Origin of the sequence: Methylobacterium sp. 37f, from assembly GCF_023093475.1 — a bacterium.
Lineage (GTDB): Bacteria > Pseudomonadota > Alphaproteobacteria > Rhizobiales > Beijerinckiaceae > Methylobacterium.
The window spans coordinates 38576-57209 of record NZ_JAGHKN010000021.1; the positions used below are offsets into that span (position 1 = coordinate 38576).

Sequence of the window (18634 nt, forward strand, 5' to 3'; positions counted from 1 at the left end):
GTCCTCCGTGTCGGTTTTGTCCGCCGGCGCGTGAAGCGACACGTCACACGCCAGCCGGGCGCAGGACACCCGGCCGGCGCCTGGGTTCGGCCTAAGCCGACTCGCGCACGAAAATCGTGGTCGCCAGGGGCGGAATCGTCAGCGTCACGGAGAAAGGCTGACCGTGGCTCTCGACCGCTTCGGCGTGAACACCGCCCATATTGCCGACGTTCGAGCCGCCGTAGCGCTCCGCGTCCGAGTTGATCGCTTCCCGATAGAACCCCGAGGCGGGAACGCCGATGCGATAGCCCTCACGGGGCACCGGCGTGAAATTCGACACCACGATCGCGAGTGCATCGGGCTCCCGACCCTTGCGGGCCCAGGCGATCACGCTGTTGTCCTGGTCATCGGCCACCAACCATTGGAATCCGCCCGCCTCGGTGTCACGCTCGTGCAGGGCAGGCGTCGCGGCGTAGAGGTGGTTGAGATCGCGGATCAGATCCTTGACGCCCTGGTGCATCCCATCGTTCAGGAGATGCCAGTCGAGGCTCTGGTTGTGGTTCCACTCCTTCTCCTGGCCGAACTCGCAGCCCATGAAGAGGAGCTTCTTCCCGGGGTGACCCCACATGAAGCCGTAATAGGCACGCAGGTTCGCGAACTTCTGCCAGCGATCCCCCGGCATCTTGCCGAGGAGCGAGCCCTTCCCGTGGACGACTTCGTCATGGGACAGCGGCAGGATGAAGTTTTCTGAGAACGCGTAAAGCAGACCGAAAGTCAGGTCGTGATGGTGGTAGCGCCGGTGAATGGTTTCCTTGGACACGAAGTTCAGGGTGTCGTGCATCCACCCCATGTTCCACTTGAAGCCGAAGCCGAGACCGCCGGTATAGGTCGGGTGTGATACACCCGGCCACGAGGTCGACTCCTCTGCCACCGTCAGGGTCCCGGGGGCATGGGCGTAGGTCGCCTCATTGGTCTTGCGCAGGAACTCGATGGCATCGAGGTTTTCGTTGCCGCCGTAGCGGTTCGGGATCCACTCGCCCTGCCGGCGCGAATAGTCGAGGTACAGCATCGACGCGACCGCATCCACGCGCAGTCCGTCGAGGTGATAGTGCTCGAGCCAGAACCGCGCATTGGCGGCCAGGAAGCTCGAAACCTCCGTCCGACCGAAATTATAGATGTAGGTTCCCCAGTCCTGATGGAATCCCTGGCGCGGATCGGCGTGCTCGTAAAGGTGCGTTCCGTCGAACTGGCCAAGCCCGTGGGCGTCGAGCGGGAAGTGCCCCGGTACCCAATCGAGCATCACGCCGATGCCGGCCGCGTGAGCGACGTCTACGAAGGCCGCGAAATCGTCCGGCGTGCCGAAACGGCTGGTCGGCGCGAACAGCGAGACCGGCTGGTATCCCCACGATCCGTCGAACGGGAACTCCGTGATCGGGAGCATCTCGATATGGGTGAAGCCCATCTCCTTCACGTAGGGGATCAGGCGCTCGCCCAATTCCCGATAAGTGAGGTAGCGATTGCCCTCCTCGGCGACCCGCGCCCAGGAGCCGAGGTGCACCTCGTAGATCGAGATCGGGATATGGCGCGGGTCTTTCTCGCCCCGGGTCGCCATCCAATGCGCGTCCTGCCAATCCGGGTCATTCGTGCCCTGAAGGACGGACGCGGTCTCCGGCGGTTTCTGCGCCGCGAAGGCGACCGGATCCGCCTTGAGCGGAAGGACCGACCCGTCGGCACCGCGAATCTCGTACTTGTAGTGAACGCCTGCGGTCAGACCGGGAATGAACAATTCCCAAATTCCGCCATTCTGCCACAGGCGCATGGGATGGCGCCGGCCGTCCCAGTTGTTGAAATCGCCGACGACGCTGACGCGTTGTGCATTTGGAGCCCAGACGGCGAAACGGAAGCCATCGATCCCATCGACCGAGCGATGCTGCGCGCCGAGGATGCGGTAGGTGACATTGCTGCCGACCTCACGGAGATTGTCAATATCCTCCTGGCGCAACGATGATCCGAAGCCGTAGGGATCATGGCGCGAGCGCTGGACACCATCCCACGTCTCCACGATCAGTTCGTAGAGCGGACGACCCTCGCTCGGAACGCGCGCGACGAAGAAGCCATCCGGGTGCTTGCGCTCGAAGGGAATCCGCTGCCCCCCGACGAGAAGGGTCGCGGATTTGGCTTCCGGCAGAACCGCGCGCACTTCCCATTGTCCGGTTCCGGCCTGATGTGGGCCGAGGATCGAGAAGGGATCGCCGTGGTTCGCCGCCATGATGGCGGCGATGGCGTCCGGTTGCAGAGACCCTGTATCAGACGCCGCTGCGTGCGGCGCCCGGGTGGCAACGGGCGTAACGTCCGTCGATCCGGAGGTGCCGGACATCTGGCCGGTCCTGCTCGCGAACGTCTCGTCGATGCCCATCATTCAAACGCCTCTCTTGATTTCATCCAGAATGTTGAGAACCCCACGGGCGGGGATTTCGATCCAGTCCGGACGATTGTTGGCTTCGTAATCGACTTCGTAGAGCGCCTTCGTGAGGATCGAGAGCTTGAGGAGCCGGCTCTCGGTTTCCGGATCGGTGACTGCAGCCCGGCTCACCGAAACGGCCTCGCGATACCCGTCCAGGTAGGCCGCATCGATCATGTCGCGCCATGCGATCGAGGCGCGTCGCGCCCTCTCCTCGGAATCCGAGAAGCGGGCGGCGATGCCACGGGTGACTGTCTCGGCTCCGTAGGCGAAGGAGCGCAGCATACCGGCGACATCGCGCAGGGGCGTCGACTTGATGCGGCGTTCCTCGGACGGCCGCGAGGGCTCGCCCTCGAAATCGACGATGATGAGGTCGTCTTCGGCCGCCAGCACCTGACCGAGGTGGTAATCGCCGTGGATGCGGGTCTTCATCGCTCCGAGCGGAGGCCGCGCGGTCAGGGTCTCGATCGCAGCCTCGACCTCGTGTCGACGTCCGGCCAATTCGGTACTGGCCGCGTTCGAGGCGCGTCCCGCGAGCGCATCCAGACCGCGGAACGCTCGCTCGGCCTGACGACGGGTGTCGTCGCCGAGGGCGTACAGGTCGGAATGGTCGAACGGTTCGGCCGCGAAGGCCGGATCGTCGGTTTCGACCGCGAAGGCGTTGTGCATCTCCGCCGTCCGACGTCCGAGCAGGATCGCCCAGCGCAGATGCGTCTCGAAGGCTTCGGCGGGTGACGGAGCCTCGCTCTCGGGCGCGAGCACCACCGTGTCGAAGTCGCGCCGGAGGCCCTCCAGCATCAGCGTCCAGGCATCGCCCTGGTTCGGGACGAACTTCTGCAGCACCGCGAGCGCCGTCCGAGTGCCCTTGGCATCGACGTGCTCGAGCACGCCGAGCAAAGCGGGCGTGTTGGTGAAATGCGCGGTCTCGGTGAGGAAGCGCCCGACCTCGATCTCGGGATGGATACCCGTCTGCAGGCGCCGCAGGAGCTTGAGCATCATCTTCGAGCCGATGGCGATCGACGTGTTGCTCTGCTCGGCATTCAGCGAGCGAACCTCGCTGGCCTCGAAGGTGATGTCGGGATCGAAGGCCGAGGTGGTCGAGAACACCAGACGCCCGGTTTCGGTGGCGATCTCGCGTCCCTCGCGCATACCTTCGATCATCGAGATGGCGAAGGACGGCGAAGCGGCCGCGCCGAGCAGCAAGCCTGTGCGCGGCCCGCGGCGAACCCGCGCGACGGCATGCTGCAGCATCGCCTCCTCCTCACGGCCCTCGTCGACCGCGACCGGCACGAAATAATCCTGCCGCTCGCCCGTCGAGAGATGGACGGCAACGCGCGGCAGAAGGAACCGAGCCTCGCCGGCATTGTCCTTCAGGGCCGCACTGTCCGTGACCTGAACCGACTTGATGCGTGAACCCTTGGCGGCGAACCAGCGCCGGGTGGCGATGAAGCGCGGCGCGACCGTACGCTCGAAGGCGGTCCGCTCGCGTCCCGCCATCAGGGTCTCGATGCCGCCCGTCAGCACCAGCGTGAACAACTCCGGCAGTTCCGGCTGCGGACCGATGGTGCCGGTGTTCGCGGCACTCAACGAGAACCAGTAGAAGCCATAAGACGGCAGCGTCAGCAGATAGGGCAGCTCGCCGATCGCCGGGAACTCCGAACCGCCGGTCAACTCGATCGGCACGGCATTGCGCAGTTCCGACAGGTCGAGCTGAACCGCCTGCGGCGCGCGCGACAGGTTGGCGACGCATAGCACGCGCTCACCCTCGAACTCGCGAATCCAAGCCAACACCTTCCGGTTCGACGGATACAGGAACTGCATCCCGCCGCGCCCGAGGGCGACCGAATTGTTGCGGATCGCGATCATGCGGCGCGTCCAGTTCAGCAGGCTGGTCTGCGACTGGGTCTGCGCCTCGACGTTGATGGCGTCGAAGCCGTAGATCGGGTCCTGCACCGAAGGCAGGAACAGTTTTTGCGGGTTGGCGCGGGAGAAGCCGCCATTGCGGTCCGGCGACCACTGCATCGGGGTGCGCACACCGTCGCGGTCACCGAGATAGATGTTGTCGCCCATGCCAATCTCGTCGCCGTAATAGAGCACGGGCGTGCCCGGCATCGACAGGACGAGGGACTTCATCAGCTCGATCTTGCGCCGATCGTTCTCCAGCAAGGGTGCAAGACGACGCCGGATGCCGAGATTGATCCGGGCGCGACGCTCCGCGGCATAGAACGACCACAGGTAATCGCGCTCCTCGGCGGTCACCATCTCGAGGGTGAGCTCGTCGTGGTTGCGCAGGAAGATCGCCCATTGGCAGCCCTCCGGGATCTCCGGGGTTTGCCGCATGATATCGGTGATCGGGTGCCGGTCCTCGCGGGCGATCGCCATGTACATGCGCGGCATCAGCGGGAAGTGGAATGCCATGTGGCACTCGTCGCCGTCGCCGAAATACTGGGCGGTTTCCTCCGGCCACTGATTGGCTTCCGCCAGCAGCATCCGATCCGGATAGCTCGCATCGAGGGCGGCGCGGATCGCCTTGATGACCGTGTGGGTCTCCGGCAGGTTCTCGCAATTCGTGCCGTCGCGCTCGATGAGATAGGGAATCGCATCAAGACGCAGGCCGTCGACACCCATGTCGAGCCAGTAGCGCATGACCTCGATCACGGCCTCCAGAACGGCCGGGTTGTCGAAGTTCAGATCGGGCTGGTGGCTGTAGAAGCGATGCCAGAAATATTGCTTGGCGACCGGGTCCCAAGTCCAGTTCGAAACCTCGGTATCGAGGAAGATGATGCGCGTGTCGGAGTACGGCGTATCGGTATCGGACCAGACGTAAAAGTCGCGCTCGGGGCTGCCGGCCGGCGCCTCACGCGCGCGCTGGAACCAAGGATGCTGATCCGAGGTGTGGTTGATGACGAGCTCCGTGATGACGCGCAGGCCACGCTCGTGCGCAGCGTCCACGAACTTCCGGAACTCCTCCATCGTCCCGTAGGAGGGATTTACCTCGCGATAGTCGCCGATGTCGTACCCATCGTCACGCAGCGGCGACGGGTAGAACGGCATCAGCCATATGGCCGTGACGCCAAGGTCACGGACATAGTCAAGCTTCTGCGTCAGGCCCTCGAAATCGCCGATCCCGTCATTATTGGAGTCGAAGAACGACTTGACGTGGATCTGGTAGATGATGGCGTCACGGTACCATTGCGGATCGCTGCGATCGATCATCGCGTCGTTGCCTCATACGTCGAGTTCAAGGGCGTCTTCGGAGTCTCCGCATCGGCCACTTGAAGGTGGCGACCATGCGTACCGTCCACGGCGTGTGTAGGCGCCGACACTGAGGCGATACCACGACGATCGAATCCGATCGCCGGGTTTTTTGCTGTTGGCGCCACGCGAGTCAGGCGATCCGGGTTGGTGCCCGGAGGCGCCAGATCACCGTCGAACGCTCGGCGGGATCGAGGGCGATCCGATGCGATTTCCCACGCAGCTCGAACTTGTATCCGAGCAGCAGATCCTCGACCTCGACGGTGCCGTCGTCGGGCTGGCCCAGCAGCCACAGAGGCACCTCATAGGTGCATTCCTGCCGGTTCCGCGGATCGAGGTTGACGAGAACGAAGATGCAGTTGTCGCCGTCAGGCGTGGTCTTGGCGTAGCCGATGATCTGATCGTTGTAGGCGCCCGTGAACGTAACGTTCCGGAAATCCCACAGGGCCGGATTGTCGCGCCGGATGTGGTTCAGCTTGATGATGTGGTCGCGGATGTTGCCGGGCCGGTGATAGTCCCAGGCCTTCAGCTCGTACTTTTCGGAATTGAGGTACTCTTCCTTCCCCGGATAGGGCTCGGCCTCGCACATCTCGAAACCGTTGTAGATGCCCCAGACACTGGAGAGAGTCGCGGCCAGGGTGGCTCGTATGACGAAACCCGAACGTCCGCTCGTCTGGAGATAGATCGGATTGATGTCCGGCGTGTTGGCGAAGAAGTTCGGGCGATAATACTCACCCATGTCGCCTGCAAGCTCGGTCGAATAAGCGATGAGTTCCGGCTTGGTGTCACGCCAAGTGAAGTAGGTATAGCTCTGCTGGTAGCCGGCCTTGGCGAGTTTCTTCATCATCTTCGGCCGGGTGAAGGCCTCGGCCAGGAAGATGACATCCGGATAGCGGGCATTGACCTCGGCGATCATCCACTCCCAGAACGGGATCGGCTTGGTATGCGGATTGTCGACCCGGAAGATACGGGCTCCGAGCTTGGCCCACCCTAGCACGATGTCGCGCAGCTCGATCCAGAGCGACGGCAGTGCACCGCCGTAGAAGTGAACGTTCGAGATGTCCTCGTACTTCTTAGGCGGATTCTCGGCGAACTTGAGCGTCCCGTCCGGGCGCCACTCGAACCATTCCGGGTGGTTCTTGATCCAGGGATGATCGGGCGAACACTGAATCGCAAAATCGAGGGCGATCTCCATGCCGTAGGCGTGACTGGCGGCCACGAGACGACGGAAATCGTCGAGCGTGCCGAGGTCCGGATGAACAGCTTCATGCCCGCCCTCCTCCGAACCGACCGCGTAGACCGAACCGACATCGCCCGGCAGAGCCGTCAGGGTGTTGTTTTTGCCCTTCCGATTGGTCTTTCCGATCGGATGGATCGGGGTGAAGTAGAGCACATCGAAGCCGAGTTCGCGGATCTCCGGCAACCGTCGGATGACATCGTCGAAGGTGCCGTGTCGGGTGACGTCCATCGATTGCGAGCGGGGGAAGATTTCGTACCAAGCCGAGAACCGCGCAGCGAGACGGTCCGCAATCACCGGCACGTTCACCGGGTAGCGCGAGAGATTGATCCGCGGTGCATGGCGGCGGATCAGACTGGCGTTCTCAGGCTCCAGCATCAGGTCGAGCTGCGCGGCTGAGCCACTTTCCTGCGCATCGAGATCCGCGACGAGGGCCTTCAGCCTGTCGCCGTCGGAGCCCCGCGCATTTTCCGCCGCGCCCATCACGAAGGTCACGCCTTCGATCGTCTCGAGGCGGACGTCCACGCCGGCATTGCGCTTCTTCAGCGTATCGCGAACCCACGACGAGTACCCGTCACGCCATGCCTGGATGGTGAACTCGTAGCGGGCGTTACGGAGGAGCGGAAAGTGCCCGCCCCACCGGTCATTGTCCACGAACACCATCCGATCGGCGCGCCAATCGCTTTGACCGACCACGCGGGACAGGATTTCGGCATCAATGATCTCGTGTCCGTCACTGAAGATGTCGGCTGTGACCTGGACACTCTCGCCGACGACACGCTTGACGGGGGAGCGACCGCCATCGATCTCGGGCATCACGGCCTCGATCACAACCCGCCCTTCACCCGTGGGCGTAGAAAGCTCCGGGGCCTGAATCGCCCCAGCGAGATCGGCGGCCAGGATTCTGACCTCTCCGGGCGCAAGGGCCATAGCGACGCCGGGCTGGAACGTGATCGGTGCCACCTCCGGTGTGCGGTCGATGAAATCGCCGAGCCCGCCGCCCACGCGGGCAAGCAACACACCGGGCTCGACCGCCACGGAGATGTCGGTCGGATTGTAGAGCATCAGCGTGGCGCTGCGGGCCGACGCGCCATGGCCGGTATCGAAGCGGAGCAGCGCCGCATAGGGCGCGTCCGGCGATGAGATGCGTGCCTGGGCGCCCTCGACATTGGCGGCGGGAAGTTCCGCGCGCAAAGCGTTGATCGCCGCGACATATCCGGAAATGTCGATCCCGGTATCGGTTTCACGGGTGTCCGGGGTCGTCTCAACCACGTGGAGGGATCGACGATAGCCCCACTCGTACCCAATCGGCATGAGCACGCCGGCCGAGAAGAACGCCGACAAGGCGTAGCGCGCCTTCAGCCGCATCGCGATGAGGGTCGGATCATCGCCAAGCTCGGCCGCGAGACGCGCCATATCGTGGTTCTCGGGAAAAGCGATCGACGGCGCGATAACGCGAAGACGTTCGTATTGCTCGAGGGCCCACGAGGCTTTCAAGTCCCACCAGGCGAAGCTGTTGAAGAGATAGTCGAAGCCCGCTCCGGCCGTCGATTGAGCCTCCTCGAACGTGCAACCAAGCGTTTCGGCAGCGAACAGGCAATCGGATTCCAGCGCCTTCGCGGCCGCGATGACGTCGCGCCAGACGGTCGCCGGAACCTTGTAGGCGGCGTCGCAGCGGAAGCCCCGCACGCCCAGATCCTGCAGGCGGTTGACGTAGGCCGACCACAGGCCGGTGAGTTCCCGGCGCGATGCCTCCGCGTGGTAATCGAGTTCGGCAAGGTCGCCCCAGACCGTGCGCTTCGACGGATCATCCGGATCGACGGCGTAGGGACTTTCGATGTTGCCTTCCGCATCCTTGACGAACAGATCCGGCCGCTGGGCAGCCAGGGGACCATCCATGGCGGTGTGATTGATGACCAGATCGGTCATCACACTCAGGCCCTGCGCGCTGGCCGCGGCGCAGAAGCGACGGATCTGCTCATCGTCCGAGGTGCCGTCCTGAGCGCGGAAACGCTCGTCGAGGCGGTCCGGGTCGGCCACCGCGTAGAGACTCCGCGAGCCACCCGTCTGGTGGAAGGGATTCAGATAGACCCAGTCAAATCCCAGGGCGGCGATGCGCGGAAGCTCTGCGGTCCACGCCGAGATGTGCCCGACGAGGAGGGGGAACAGGTTATAAATCCGCGGCCCCTCTGCACGCGGCGCAAGGCTGGCGGGTAGCGGCACCTGACCGGCTGCGGTCCGCGCGGCGGCGGTCGTGGCGGGGCTCGGTGCGTTCATGCGTGCTCCATTTCGTTCCTGCGATCACCATCCAGGCCCCATCGTGAAGGGACTTGGGGACGCGCTTGAGGCGAGTCCGAAGGATGCGCAACCGTGACGGCGAAGACCGAACGCTTCCCCGTATTCATCCGTGCAGTGCGCCCCACGCTTGCGGGACGCACTGAATCGATCCTTAGCGGGTCCGCTTCAGGACCGCGTAGGGCAGACGCGCAAAGGCCCGTCCGAGTTCGATCCGGCCGTCGTCCGAGACGATCTCGTCACCTGTCACGAGATCGACCCAGGCCGATCCCGGCGTCACCGAAAGGCTCGTGCCGGCAAAAGGCTCGCTCGACCAAACCGCATCGCCGACGAACCCCGCAATCAGGCGCGGGATGGCGACCACAAGGTCACCCTCCCCCGTTGTCGCATCGGAACGTATGAATGCGATGACATGATCCGCACGGGGGCCCGAACTCTGAATCGCCTGATAATCGGCATCCGCGTAGAAGCTCGGACGCGCGGTACGGTCCATCAGCAGTTTGGCGAGCGTCGCCTGCTTGACGCGCCCGTCCGGCCAATGCGCCAACAGGTCGACCGCCGATGTCTCCTGATCGAGCGCACGGGACAGGGCCGGATAGTCCACCGGGCGGCGATTATCGGGATCGACGAAGGAGAAGTCCCAGAACTCCGTGCCCTGGTAGGTATCCGGGAGGCCGGGCAGCGTCACCTTCAGAATGGTCCGCCCCAGACCGGCGATCATGCCGAGGTGGGCCAGACGACCGGCGAAGGGGCGCATCTGTGTCAGGAAGGCAGAGCCGGGCGCGATCAGCTTGGCGAAGAGAGCGTGGACGGCCCCCTCGTACCCTTCATCGACGTTGACCCAGCTCGATCGACGCTTCGATTCCCGAAGCGCCTTCTCGGCGTAGGCGTCCAGGCGGCTTCGGAAGTCCTCGATGGCGCCGGCATCGTCGTGTTCCAAAAGTTCGAGCGGCCATGCTCCGAGAATGGCTTGGAAGAACATCCACTGATCGTTGGCATCGGGCACCGCTTCCTCGTCGATCACGGTGAGATTCGGTTGGGCAAGCGTCGTCCAGATGTCCCAGGCCGCAGCCCAGTCCTCGGGTAGTTCCGACAGGGCGAGCAGACGCGACCGGGCGTCCTCGCCACGCTTGGTGTCGTGGGTTGCGGTGGTGATCATCGCGTTCGGCCAGTCGCGAGCCCGCGCGGCCTGAAGCGCATGGAAGTGCTCGGCATCGATACCGTACTCGCCCGGGTCGCCGCCGACCTCGTTGAGAGCGAGCAGTTCGGCGAAGCGATAGAACAGCGTGTCCTCCAGGCTCTTCGCCATGACCGGACCGGTGAGCTGCTGGAAGCGACGGCGGAAGCGCAGGATCACCTCGGGATCGGGCCGACCCGGCCCCGTCACGTCGATGCGTCCGAGCATGGCGTCTGCGGCGAAGTCGTGGACCGAGCGGTCCGGCAGGGCGCTCCAGCGCTTAGCCTTCTTCACGGCCGTCTCGATCAGGCGGACGTCCTCGTCCTCGACATCGCTCTCGTCGAGGTCGCCGGGCAGGTAGCTGCGATAGGTCGGGAAGCGGGCGATGATCTCGATCAGCGCCCGGCGGATCGCGTTGACCGAGAAATCACGGGTGCGGCGGTCGGCATCCGCCACGGCCTTGAGATCGGACGTCATCACCTCGAGCTCGGAGGCGAAGCTGATCTCCAGGATTTCCGCTTTCGCCGCCCGAAGCATGAACTTGTACGGCTCGTCGAACTGCGTCCGGCTCTCGTAGAGCTTACGAATTTCGGCGCGCTTGCCCTGGTCGACGAGGATGCCGTCGAGATGGTTGAGCACGTCGTATCCGGTGGTGCCGGCCACGGGCCACGGGCGCAGGCGCTCTCCGGGCTCGAGAATCTTCTCGACCACCACGTAGAAGCCGGGTCCGATGGCGGCCTGGAGGGCACGGGCGTATCCGAGAGGGTCCGCGAGGCCGTCGATGTGATCGATGCGCAATCCGTCGATGCGTCCGGCCGCGATGTGGCGGAAAATGGTTTCGTGCGAGCGCTGGAACACGTCGGACTTCTCGACGCGGAGACCCGCGAGACCGTTCACGTCGAAGAAACGGCGGTAATTGATGTCGCTGGCCGCGATTCGCCAATGGGCGAGCCGGAAGGATTGATGCTCCAGCAGCCGGTGCAGCGGACCGAAGCTGTCCGGGTGGCCTTTGGCGCCGTTCAGCAGCTTCAGGGTTCGCCCGATGGCCGCCGCGATGGCCGGAGAGGCTTCGACGGCCTCGACGAGGCGTTCCTTCAGTTCTTCGGCTTCCGCCGGGAAGGCGCGACGGCGTTCGTCGTTGGTCTCCTCGCCCATCAGGCGCAGACGTTCGGAGATCCCGAGAACCTCCAGGGCCGCCGCATCCTCGATATCACCCAGCGCCGCCAGCGACCGATTCAGGATCGTCGGGTATTGCAACGGGCAGATCGGGAATTCGTGCTCGTAATGCCAGATGCTGAACGCGCCCTTGTCGGCGTCGAACTTCAGCTCCAGCGTTCCCTTCTCCAGGGCCTCGCCGTAGCGGTCGCCCAGGAAGGGCACCACGAGCTTGTTCTTGGCACCGAGGCGCGACCAATCGATGTCGAACGCTTCGGCCGAGGGTGAGAGGCCACCCCATTCCAACACCGATAGCCACCAGGGATTGTCCGCACCGCCAACGCCCATGTGGTTCGGCACGATATCGAGAAGGAGCTTCAGGCCGGCACCGTGCAGGGCGTCGCTGAACCGTGCGAACCCCTCTTCTCCACCGAGTTCCGGGTTGATCGTCGAATGATCGACGATGTCGTATCCATGCGTCGAGCCGGGACGCGCCTTCTGGATCGGCGACGCGTAGACGTGGCTGATACCGAGTTTGGCGAGGTAGGGGACGATCTTCTCCGCGTCCGCGAACGTGAAGTCCTTGTGAAACTGGAGGCGGTAGGTCGCGCGCGGTGGTGCGGAGGCAAGCCGTGCGGCACCGGACCGAGGGCCGCGTTCCTCGGCCGAGAGCGAAGCCGCGAGCTTCGCCAGCGGGCCGCCCGGCGCCGCGATGCTCTCCAACGTGCGATCGAGCTTGCGCCGCCAATTGGGGTAGCCCTCGGTGGAGCCTGGGACATTGGCCTGGGACAGTTCTGAGACGACGTCCTCGTACTGCACGGCCGTCAGCATCGATGGCGCGCGGCCGAGATAGCGCGCAGCCGCCTCGAAGGGTGCCGCCTCGGGCGGATCGTAGCTCGGGAGCAACTGCTCGCCGGCAAGAGCTTCCGTCAGACGGGCGCGCTCCTCCACGCGCTCGCGACGCTCAGCGTCGGCGCGCTCGGAATCGTACAGGCCCAGGGACTGCCGTGTATCGGTATCGACACCCCGCCACCAACCGACAAAGGTCGGTAGGTCATGGGTGGTGATCGCCGTCAGGGCGTCGCGCGGGTAGGCAGCCGGCGGCTTGAAGCGACCACCCTCCTCCCGCTCGAAGGCGAGGATACGATAGCTCAGGATGCCAGCCAGCATCAGTGCGTCGGAGAACCCCTCCGGGGCCGTACCGAGATCCTCGGCGATGACGAGGCACTTGGCCCGATGGCTCTCCAGGCGCAGGACGGCGAGCATCGGCTCGAACGGCATGGTGACATACGCGCCCTCCTTCGCCGAACGTCCCACCGGGATCAGGAACAGACGCGCGAGCTGGAAAGCGTGATCGATGCGGATCGCGCCGGCATGGCGCATGTTCGCCACCACCAGCGCACGGAAGGCGGCGAGCCCGTCACGCTCCATCTCCAACGGATGGAAGGCAGGCAAGCCCCAATCCTGGCCCTTCGGAGCAAGGAGATCCGGCGGCGCACCGATCGACACGCCGTTGGCGAAACGCTCGGGATGCGACCAGATCTCGGAGCCGCCGCGATCGGCGCCGACGGCGAGGTCCCGGTAGAGTCCCAGGCGCATGCCGGTGGCGAGTGCCGCGTTGGCGGCGTCTTCGAGCTGCCGATCCGCCAGATATTGCAGCCAGATATGATAGGTGACCGCGTCCGCCCGCTCGGCCGCGAAGGCGCGCACCGCCTCGGTGCCGTTCCGGCGCATCTCCTCAGGCCAGTCTCCGAGCCATTGAGCACCGTCCGCCTGATAATGCTCGGCGAGAGCTTCGAAGGTCCCATGCGCTTCGAGGTCCTTGCCTCCCGCCGCACGGAAGGCTGCGAACCGGGCGTCCGTACCGTCGCGCGCCGCCGATTCCTGCCAAAGAGCGCGCAGGACCGGGGAAAGGACGCCCCAGATGCCCGCATGTTCGACGAGCTTGGCTTCGCGCAGGGCCTCGACCCGGTCCGCCATCGACGCAAGCAGTTCCGCAGCCTTCGACCCGACGAAGCCCGGAAGCGCGCCGGGCTCGATGAAGAGAGTCTCAAGAAACAGCCGCGACGACGGGGAGTAGGGCGATATCTTGGTGCGATCCGTCGCGAACAACGCATGCACGGGGCTGAGCCCCAGGAACGAGGCACCCCGCAGTCCGGCGTCGCGCGCTGCGCGCCCGGCATCGACGTAGGACCCGATCCCGAGATTGTGGGGGGATCGCAATCCGTAGAGTTGCGCCGCCAGTCCCCAGTCCCGCGCGCCCTCGTCTGCGTAAGCCCGGGGACGCCAGCATCGCTGCGGCGCAGAGATCACCCAGGACTCGGCCCGATGGTCGCCGAGATGAACGCTCAGACGGTGATAGCCGGGCGTCAGGGGAGGCAGCTCGAAGCTCGGACCCGTGACGGCGACGCGACCCTCGCGGTGATGTCCTCGCTCATCTTCGAGGCGCCAGGACAATGTTCCGGCGGCACCTTGCACTTGGATCGGCACATTGGCAGCGCGGCGTGCCTCCGCGGGTATCAATGGCGGGATCAAGCCACGGCGCACGGCCTCGACGTCGGCAAGGCTCGCGGCGATCTCCGCGTCAGACCCAACCGGGAAACCCAGGGCCGCAATCATGCCGCGCCGAACTTCGATCGATGTGTCGACGGGCTGTCCGAAGGCATCGGTGTAGCCGGCGGCGACGCCGACGAGGTCGGCGAGGCGTTCGAGGTCGCGGCTCATCACTTCACACCCGTCAGGAAGACACCCGTCCACGACGGGAGTTCGATCGATCCGTTTCCGGTCCCGCTCGACCAGATGACCTGGCCGCCATTGCGCTCCGCCGCGAAGTCGTCCGTCCCCACATTGGCGACGAACCGCAGGAAGCCACCCTCGTATCTCCACGTGCAGTCGACGACGTCAGGCCGAGGGAGCGTCACTTCGGCACCGAGGTAGCGGGTTTTGGTGAGAGGCACGACGGATTGATGGCGGATCTGGAGGAGGTTTCGCGTGTCCGCGAGCACAGCGCGATGCGGAGGCTGGGAACGCTCGGCCCAATCGATGCGGGAATCCGTGAAGGTCTTTTCCTCCGTCGGATCGGGAATCACCGACGTATCGTCGGCAAAGGCTGCAAAGCTCTTGAACTCCCGACGCCGCCCCTCGCGGACGGCTTTGTTCAGGTCTTCGTCCGGCGCGAAATCGACGAAGAACAGGAATGGAGCCGTCGCCGACCACTCCTCGCCCATCCACAGCATGGGAATCTGGGGGCTGAGCAACAGCCCAGCCCGGGCAAGCGCAAGCTTTTCAGGGTCGCAGAGAGTGTTGAGACGTTCGCCCAACGCCCGATTACCGACCTGATCGTGGTTTTGCAGGAAGGTGACGAAGGCCGAGGGAGGCAGGTGAGCGGACGGCTCGCCGCGCGGGTGATTGTCGAGTGTCGGGAACGGCTCCCCCTGATAGGCGAAGCCCTCTGACAGGCAGCGAGCCAAATGCGCCACCGGCTTGTCGGCAAAGCTGGCATAGTAGCCGGCATCCTCACCGGTCAGCAGCACGTGCCAGCAATGATGAAGGTCGTCGGCCCATTGGGCAGTGTGCTGGATCGGCTGCCCATCGGCGTTCCGCTCCAGCCACCGGGCCTGGTTGGCCTCGTTCTCCAGCACCAGGTGAATGTGACGCCCTGGAAGTCGAGCGCGAATGGTCTCCGCGAGCTCCCCGATGAAATGCTTATCGGAATCATCGAGAATGGCGTGAACGGCATCGAAGCGCAGGCCGTCGAAGTGTAACTCTTCCAGCCAATAGATTGAATTCTCGATGAAGAAGTCGCGGACCACACGACCGCTCGTCTCACCGTCGAAGTTGATTCCCGCGCCCCACGGGGTTTGATGGCGCTCGGTGAAGAACGTCTTCGCGTAGGCGTTCAAATAGTTCCCGGTCGGGCCGAAGTGGTTGTACACCGCATCCAGAAACACCATCAGGCCAAGACTGTGGGCCTTGTCGATCAGACGCTTAAGATCTTCCGGACGACCGTAAACACCGTCCGGTGCATAGGGGAGCACACCGTCGTAGCCCCAGTTTCGCGTGCCCTGAAAGTCGGCGAGCGGCAGAAGCTCGATCGCCGTGACGCCGAGGTCGCGCAAATCGTCGAGCTTGGCTTCAAGGGCCGCATAAGTGCCCTCGGGGGTCGCGGTGCCCACATGCACCTCGTACAGGACCACCTCTTCCCACGGACGTCCGGTCCAGTCGGAATCGGTCCATTCATAAGCTCGCGGGTCGATGACCTCGCTCAGCCCCGAAACGTCGTCCGGTTGAAAACGCGATGCAGGATCCGGCACCACGAGGTCGCCATCGATGCGGTAGCCGTATCGCGCGCCGCTTCGCGTCCCCGGCACCGTCACTTCACGCCATCCCTCGCCAGCATCCGGGATCGCGTGATCTGTTCCGTCCAGGACGAGGGCCACGTCCTTCGCCGTCGGCGCCCACAGGGCAAACCGGACGCCATCCTTCATCACTTCGCTGCCGAAGGCCATGCTGTGGGCGCGCCGCATCAGACTGTCATCTTCCGTGTCTCGCGTTCGCCAGGGGTCAGTGAGCGTCCGTCGCACCTTGCAGAAGCCGGGCCGCCGCCTCTTGTTCCCTTCGGCTTCGACCGCGCGACGAAGCGTGGCCCGGAAGCGACAACCATCTGGCATCGATCTCTTGTGCGCCGCACCGGTTGGTAGACCATCAGGGTCTGCGGATGACCGCGCCCGCGCCTCTTCAGTGGCTGCGCAGGAATCGAAATTTCGGCGCCGCAGCGGCGGTGGGGTGCGTCACCGCAGAAGCGCAAGACGTCACAGCTTTCCGGCGCATGAGCGTCTGAGACCTCTCTGCAGGTAGGCCGGAGCCCAGAGCAGAGGCGGTCGGAATCGGTGCCTCACTGGCTCCGCCGGTCAAAAGTTGTGCCGAGAAGACGGCTGTCCGACCTAAGTCCGGTAAGCCGATGCCGGGCGGGCCCGCAGAACGTAGACCGCCTGAGCCTCGAGGTGGACGCCGGCGCCGACTGGGAACAGGGGCTGTCCGGCGGGCACGGACCCAGCCTGACGGGTGGTATCGAAGATCAGGGTCCACGGCCCGCCGATGACCGGCGCCAAGGTGAAGTCGCACGGCGTATCGGCCGCGTTCACCAGGATCAGGAGCCGATCGGCCTGCGGTAGATCATTGCCGATCTGCATCCCGAATGTTTGGCGCTCAGGGTCGACCCAATCCTGATCCCCCATTTCTGCCCCCTGGGGCGCGAGCCAGTGAACGTCGCGCAGGGATTCGCTCTCGGTGAACGCACCGGTGAGATAGGCCCGACGGCGAAGCGCCGGTTGCTCCCGGCGAAGCCGTGTCAGGTTGCCGATGAACGTGGCGAGGCTCGGGTCGGGATCGGTCTCCCAATCCATCCAGCTGGTGGCGTTGTCCTGCGCATAGGCATTGTTGTTGCCGCCTTGGCTGCGGGATCGCTCGTCGCCCATCAGCAGCATTGGAACACCCTGAGCCAGGAACACCATCGCCAGGAGATTGCGCTTCTGGCGGTTCCTCAGGTTGAGAATGGCAAGATCGTCAGTTCCACCCTCGACTCCGTAGTTGCGAGAGAGGTTATGCCCGTGTCCGTCACGGTTGTCCTCGCCATTCGCGAGGTTGTGCTTCTCCTCGTAGGCGACGACATCCGCCAGGGTGAAGCCGTCATGGGACGCCGCGAAGTTGATGCTGGCGAGGGGCCAGCGACCGGAGGCGGCGAAGATCTCGCGTGAACCGGAGAGTCCCTGTGTGACTTTTGCGAGCGTTCCGCGATCCCCACGCCAGAAACCCCGGATGCTATCGCGGAATTGGTCATTCCACTCGCTCCAGCCTCGGGGATAACCACCGAGCTGATAGCCGCCGGCACCGATGTCCCAGGGTTCTGCAATCATCTTGACGTGCGCCAGGATCGGGTCCTGGGCGACGGCCTGGAAGAAGGCGGCCTTTGCGCTGAAATCATGCGGGTTGCGCGCCAAGCTGCTCGCGAGATCGAAACGGAAGCCCGCAACCCCGTAAGCGGTCACCCAATGGCGCAGGGAATCGAGGACCAACTGCATGACGCGCGGATGGTCGAGGTCCAGGGTATTGCCGCACCCGGTGCAATCGAGTGTGTCGCGAGGATTGCTCGGATCGAGTTTGTAGTAGCTGGCGTTGTCGACGCCGCGGAACGACAGGGACGGGCCGCTGTGATCGGCCTCCGCCGTGTGATTGTAGACGACATCGAGGATCACCTCGATCTCGGCGGCTGCGAGTTCCCGGATGGCGGCGCGCAGGCCCCCGATGCCGGCTGGCCCGCGATAGCGCGGGTCTGCAGCGAAGTAGTTCAGCGGCGAGTAGCCCCAGAAGTTGACCAACCCCTTTTCCACCAGGAACCGATCGTCGGCGAAGGCCTGGATCGGCAGCAACTCGATCGCCGTGACGCCGAGCTTCAGCAGATGCTCGATGATCGCCGGGTGGGCCAGGGCCGCGTAGGTACCCCGCGCCGCTTCCGGAACGTCCGGGTGGGTCTGAGTGAGGGCCTTGACGTGCGCTTCGTAGATGACGGTCTGCGACAAGGGTCGCCGGACTGGGCTGACGGCGAGGTCGGGAACTTCCGGCGGTGTCACGATACCCCGGGGCATGAACGCCGCGCTGTCGCGTCGATCGATCTGGTCGGGCCGCTGAACCCCCCGCCGGTGGCCGTAGAGCGAATCGTGCCAGCGGATTCGTCCCTGAATGTCCCGCGCATAGGGATCGAGCAGCAATTTGGCGGGATTGAACCGATGACCGTTCGCCGGGTCCCAGGGTCCGTGGACGCGGTAGCCATAGAGTTGCCCGGGGAAGACGCCGCGCAGGTAGCCGTGCCAGACGTCGTCCGTTCGACAGGGCAAGCGGATGCGGCGCGTCTCATGGCGTTCGCCGTGGTCGAACAAGCAGAGATCGACGGCTGTCGCGTGCTGCGAGAAGAGCGCGAAATTGACGCCGCGCCCATCGAAATGGGCGCCGAACGGCGCCGGCACGCCGTCTTCGACGCCGATCATGTTATCCGTAGCCATCAAGAAGTTGGTGCCGT

The 18634-nt window shown here is 64.6% G+C and carries 6 protein-coding genes; all 6 read right to left on the reverse strand.

Going from position 1 to position 18634, the window contains the following annotated elements; translation table 11 throughout:
- Positions 1-91: 91 nt before the first annotated feature.
- Positions 92-2398: a 1,4-alpha-glucan branching protein GlgB gene (gene glgB / locus J7U37_RS15120; protein WP_247636248.1), complete on the reverse strand. Its 2307-nt coding sequence runs from the start codon at positions 2396-2398 to the stop codon at positions 92-94.
- Positions 2399-5656: a maltose alpha-D-glucosyltransferase gene (gene treS / locus J7U37_RS15125; RefSeq protein ID WP_056188401.1), complete on the reverse strand. Its 3258-nt coding sequence runs from the start codon at positions 5654-5656 to the stop codon at positions 2399-2401.
- Between the two features lie 172 nt (positions 5657-5828).
- Positions 5829-9209 (reverse strand): maltotransferase domain-containing protein, encoded by a 3381-nt coding sequence (locus J7U37_RS15130; protein WP_247636249.1) that lies wholly within the window; start codon positions 9207-9209, stop codon positions 5829-5831.
- Between the two features lie 172 nt (positions 9210-9381).
- Positions 9382-14283, reverse strand: coding sequence for a malto-oligosyltrehalose synthase (locus J7U37_RS15135; protein WP_247636250.1), 4902 nt, complete (start codon positions 14281-14283; stop codon positions 9382-9384).
- Positions 14283-16085 carry a malto-oligosyltrehalose trehalohydrolase gene (gene treZ / locus J7U37_RS15140; protein ID WP_247636251.1) on the reverse strand — a complete coding sequence of 601 codons (1803 nt, stop codon included), beginning with the start codon at positions 16083-16085 and terminating at the stop codon, positions 14283-14285. Before treZ ends, J7U37_RS15135 begins: the two co-directional genes overlap by 1 nt.
- 417 nt (positions 16086-16502) lie before the next feature.
- The gene (gene glgX, locus J7U37_RS15145) at positions 16503-18602 is read right to left on the reverse strand and encodes a glycogen debranching protein GlgX (RefSeq protein ID WP_247636252.1); all 2100 of its coding nucleotides are present in this window, start codon (positions 18600-18602) and stop codon (positions 16503-16505) included.
- Positions 18603-18634: the final 32 nt, after the last annotated feature.

What these genes read in the sequence shown, in the direction of transcription:
- glgB (WP_247636248.1), bottom strand. Translation starts at nt 2,398, where the DNA reads ATGATGGGCATCGACGAGACGTTCGCGAGCAGGACCGGCCAGATGTCC.
- treS (WP_056188401.1), bottom strand. Translation starts at nt 5,656, where the DNA reads ATGATCGATCGCAGCGATCCGCAATGGTACCGTGACGCCATCATCTAC.
- J7U37_RS15130 (WP_247636249.1), bottom strand. Translation starts at nt 9,209, where the DNA reads ATGAACGCACCGAGCCCCGCCACGACCGCCGCCGCGCGGACCGCAGCC.
- J7U37_RS15135 (WP_247636250.1), bottom strand. Translation starts at nt 14,283, where the DNA reads ATGAGCCGCGACCTCGAACGCCTCGCCGACCTCGTCGGCGTCGCCGCC.
- treZ (WP_247636251.1), bottom strand. Translation starts at nt 16,085, where the DNA reads ATGCGGCGCGCCCACAGCATGGCCTTCGGCAGCGAAGTGATGAAGGAT.
- glgX (WP_247636252.1), bottom strand. Translation starts at nt 18,602, where the DNA reads ATGATCGGCGTCGAAGACGGCGTGCCGGCGCCGTTCGGCGCCCATTTC.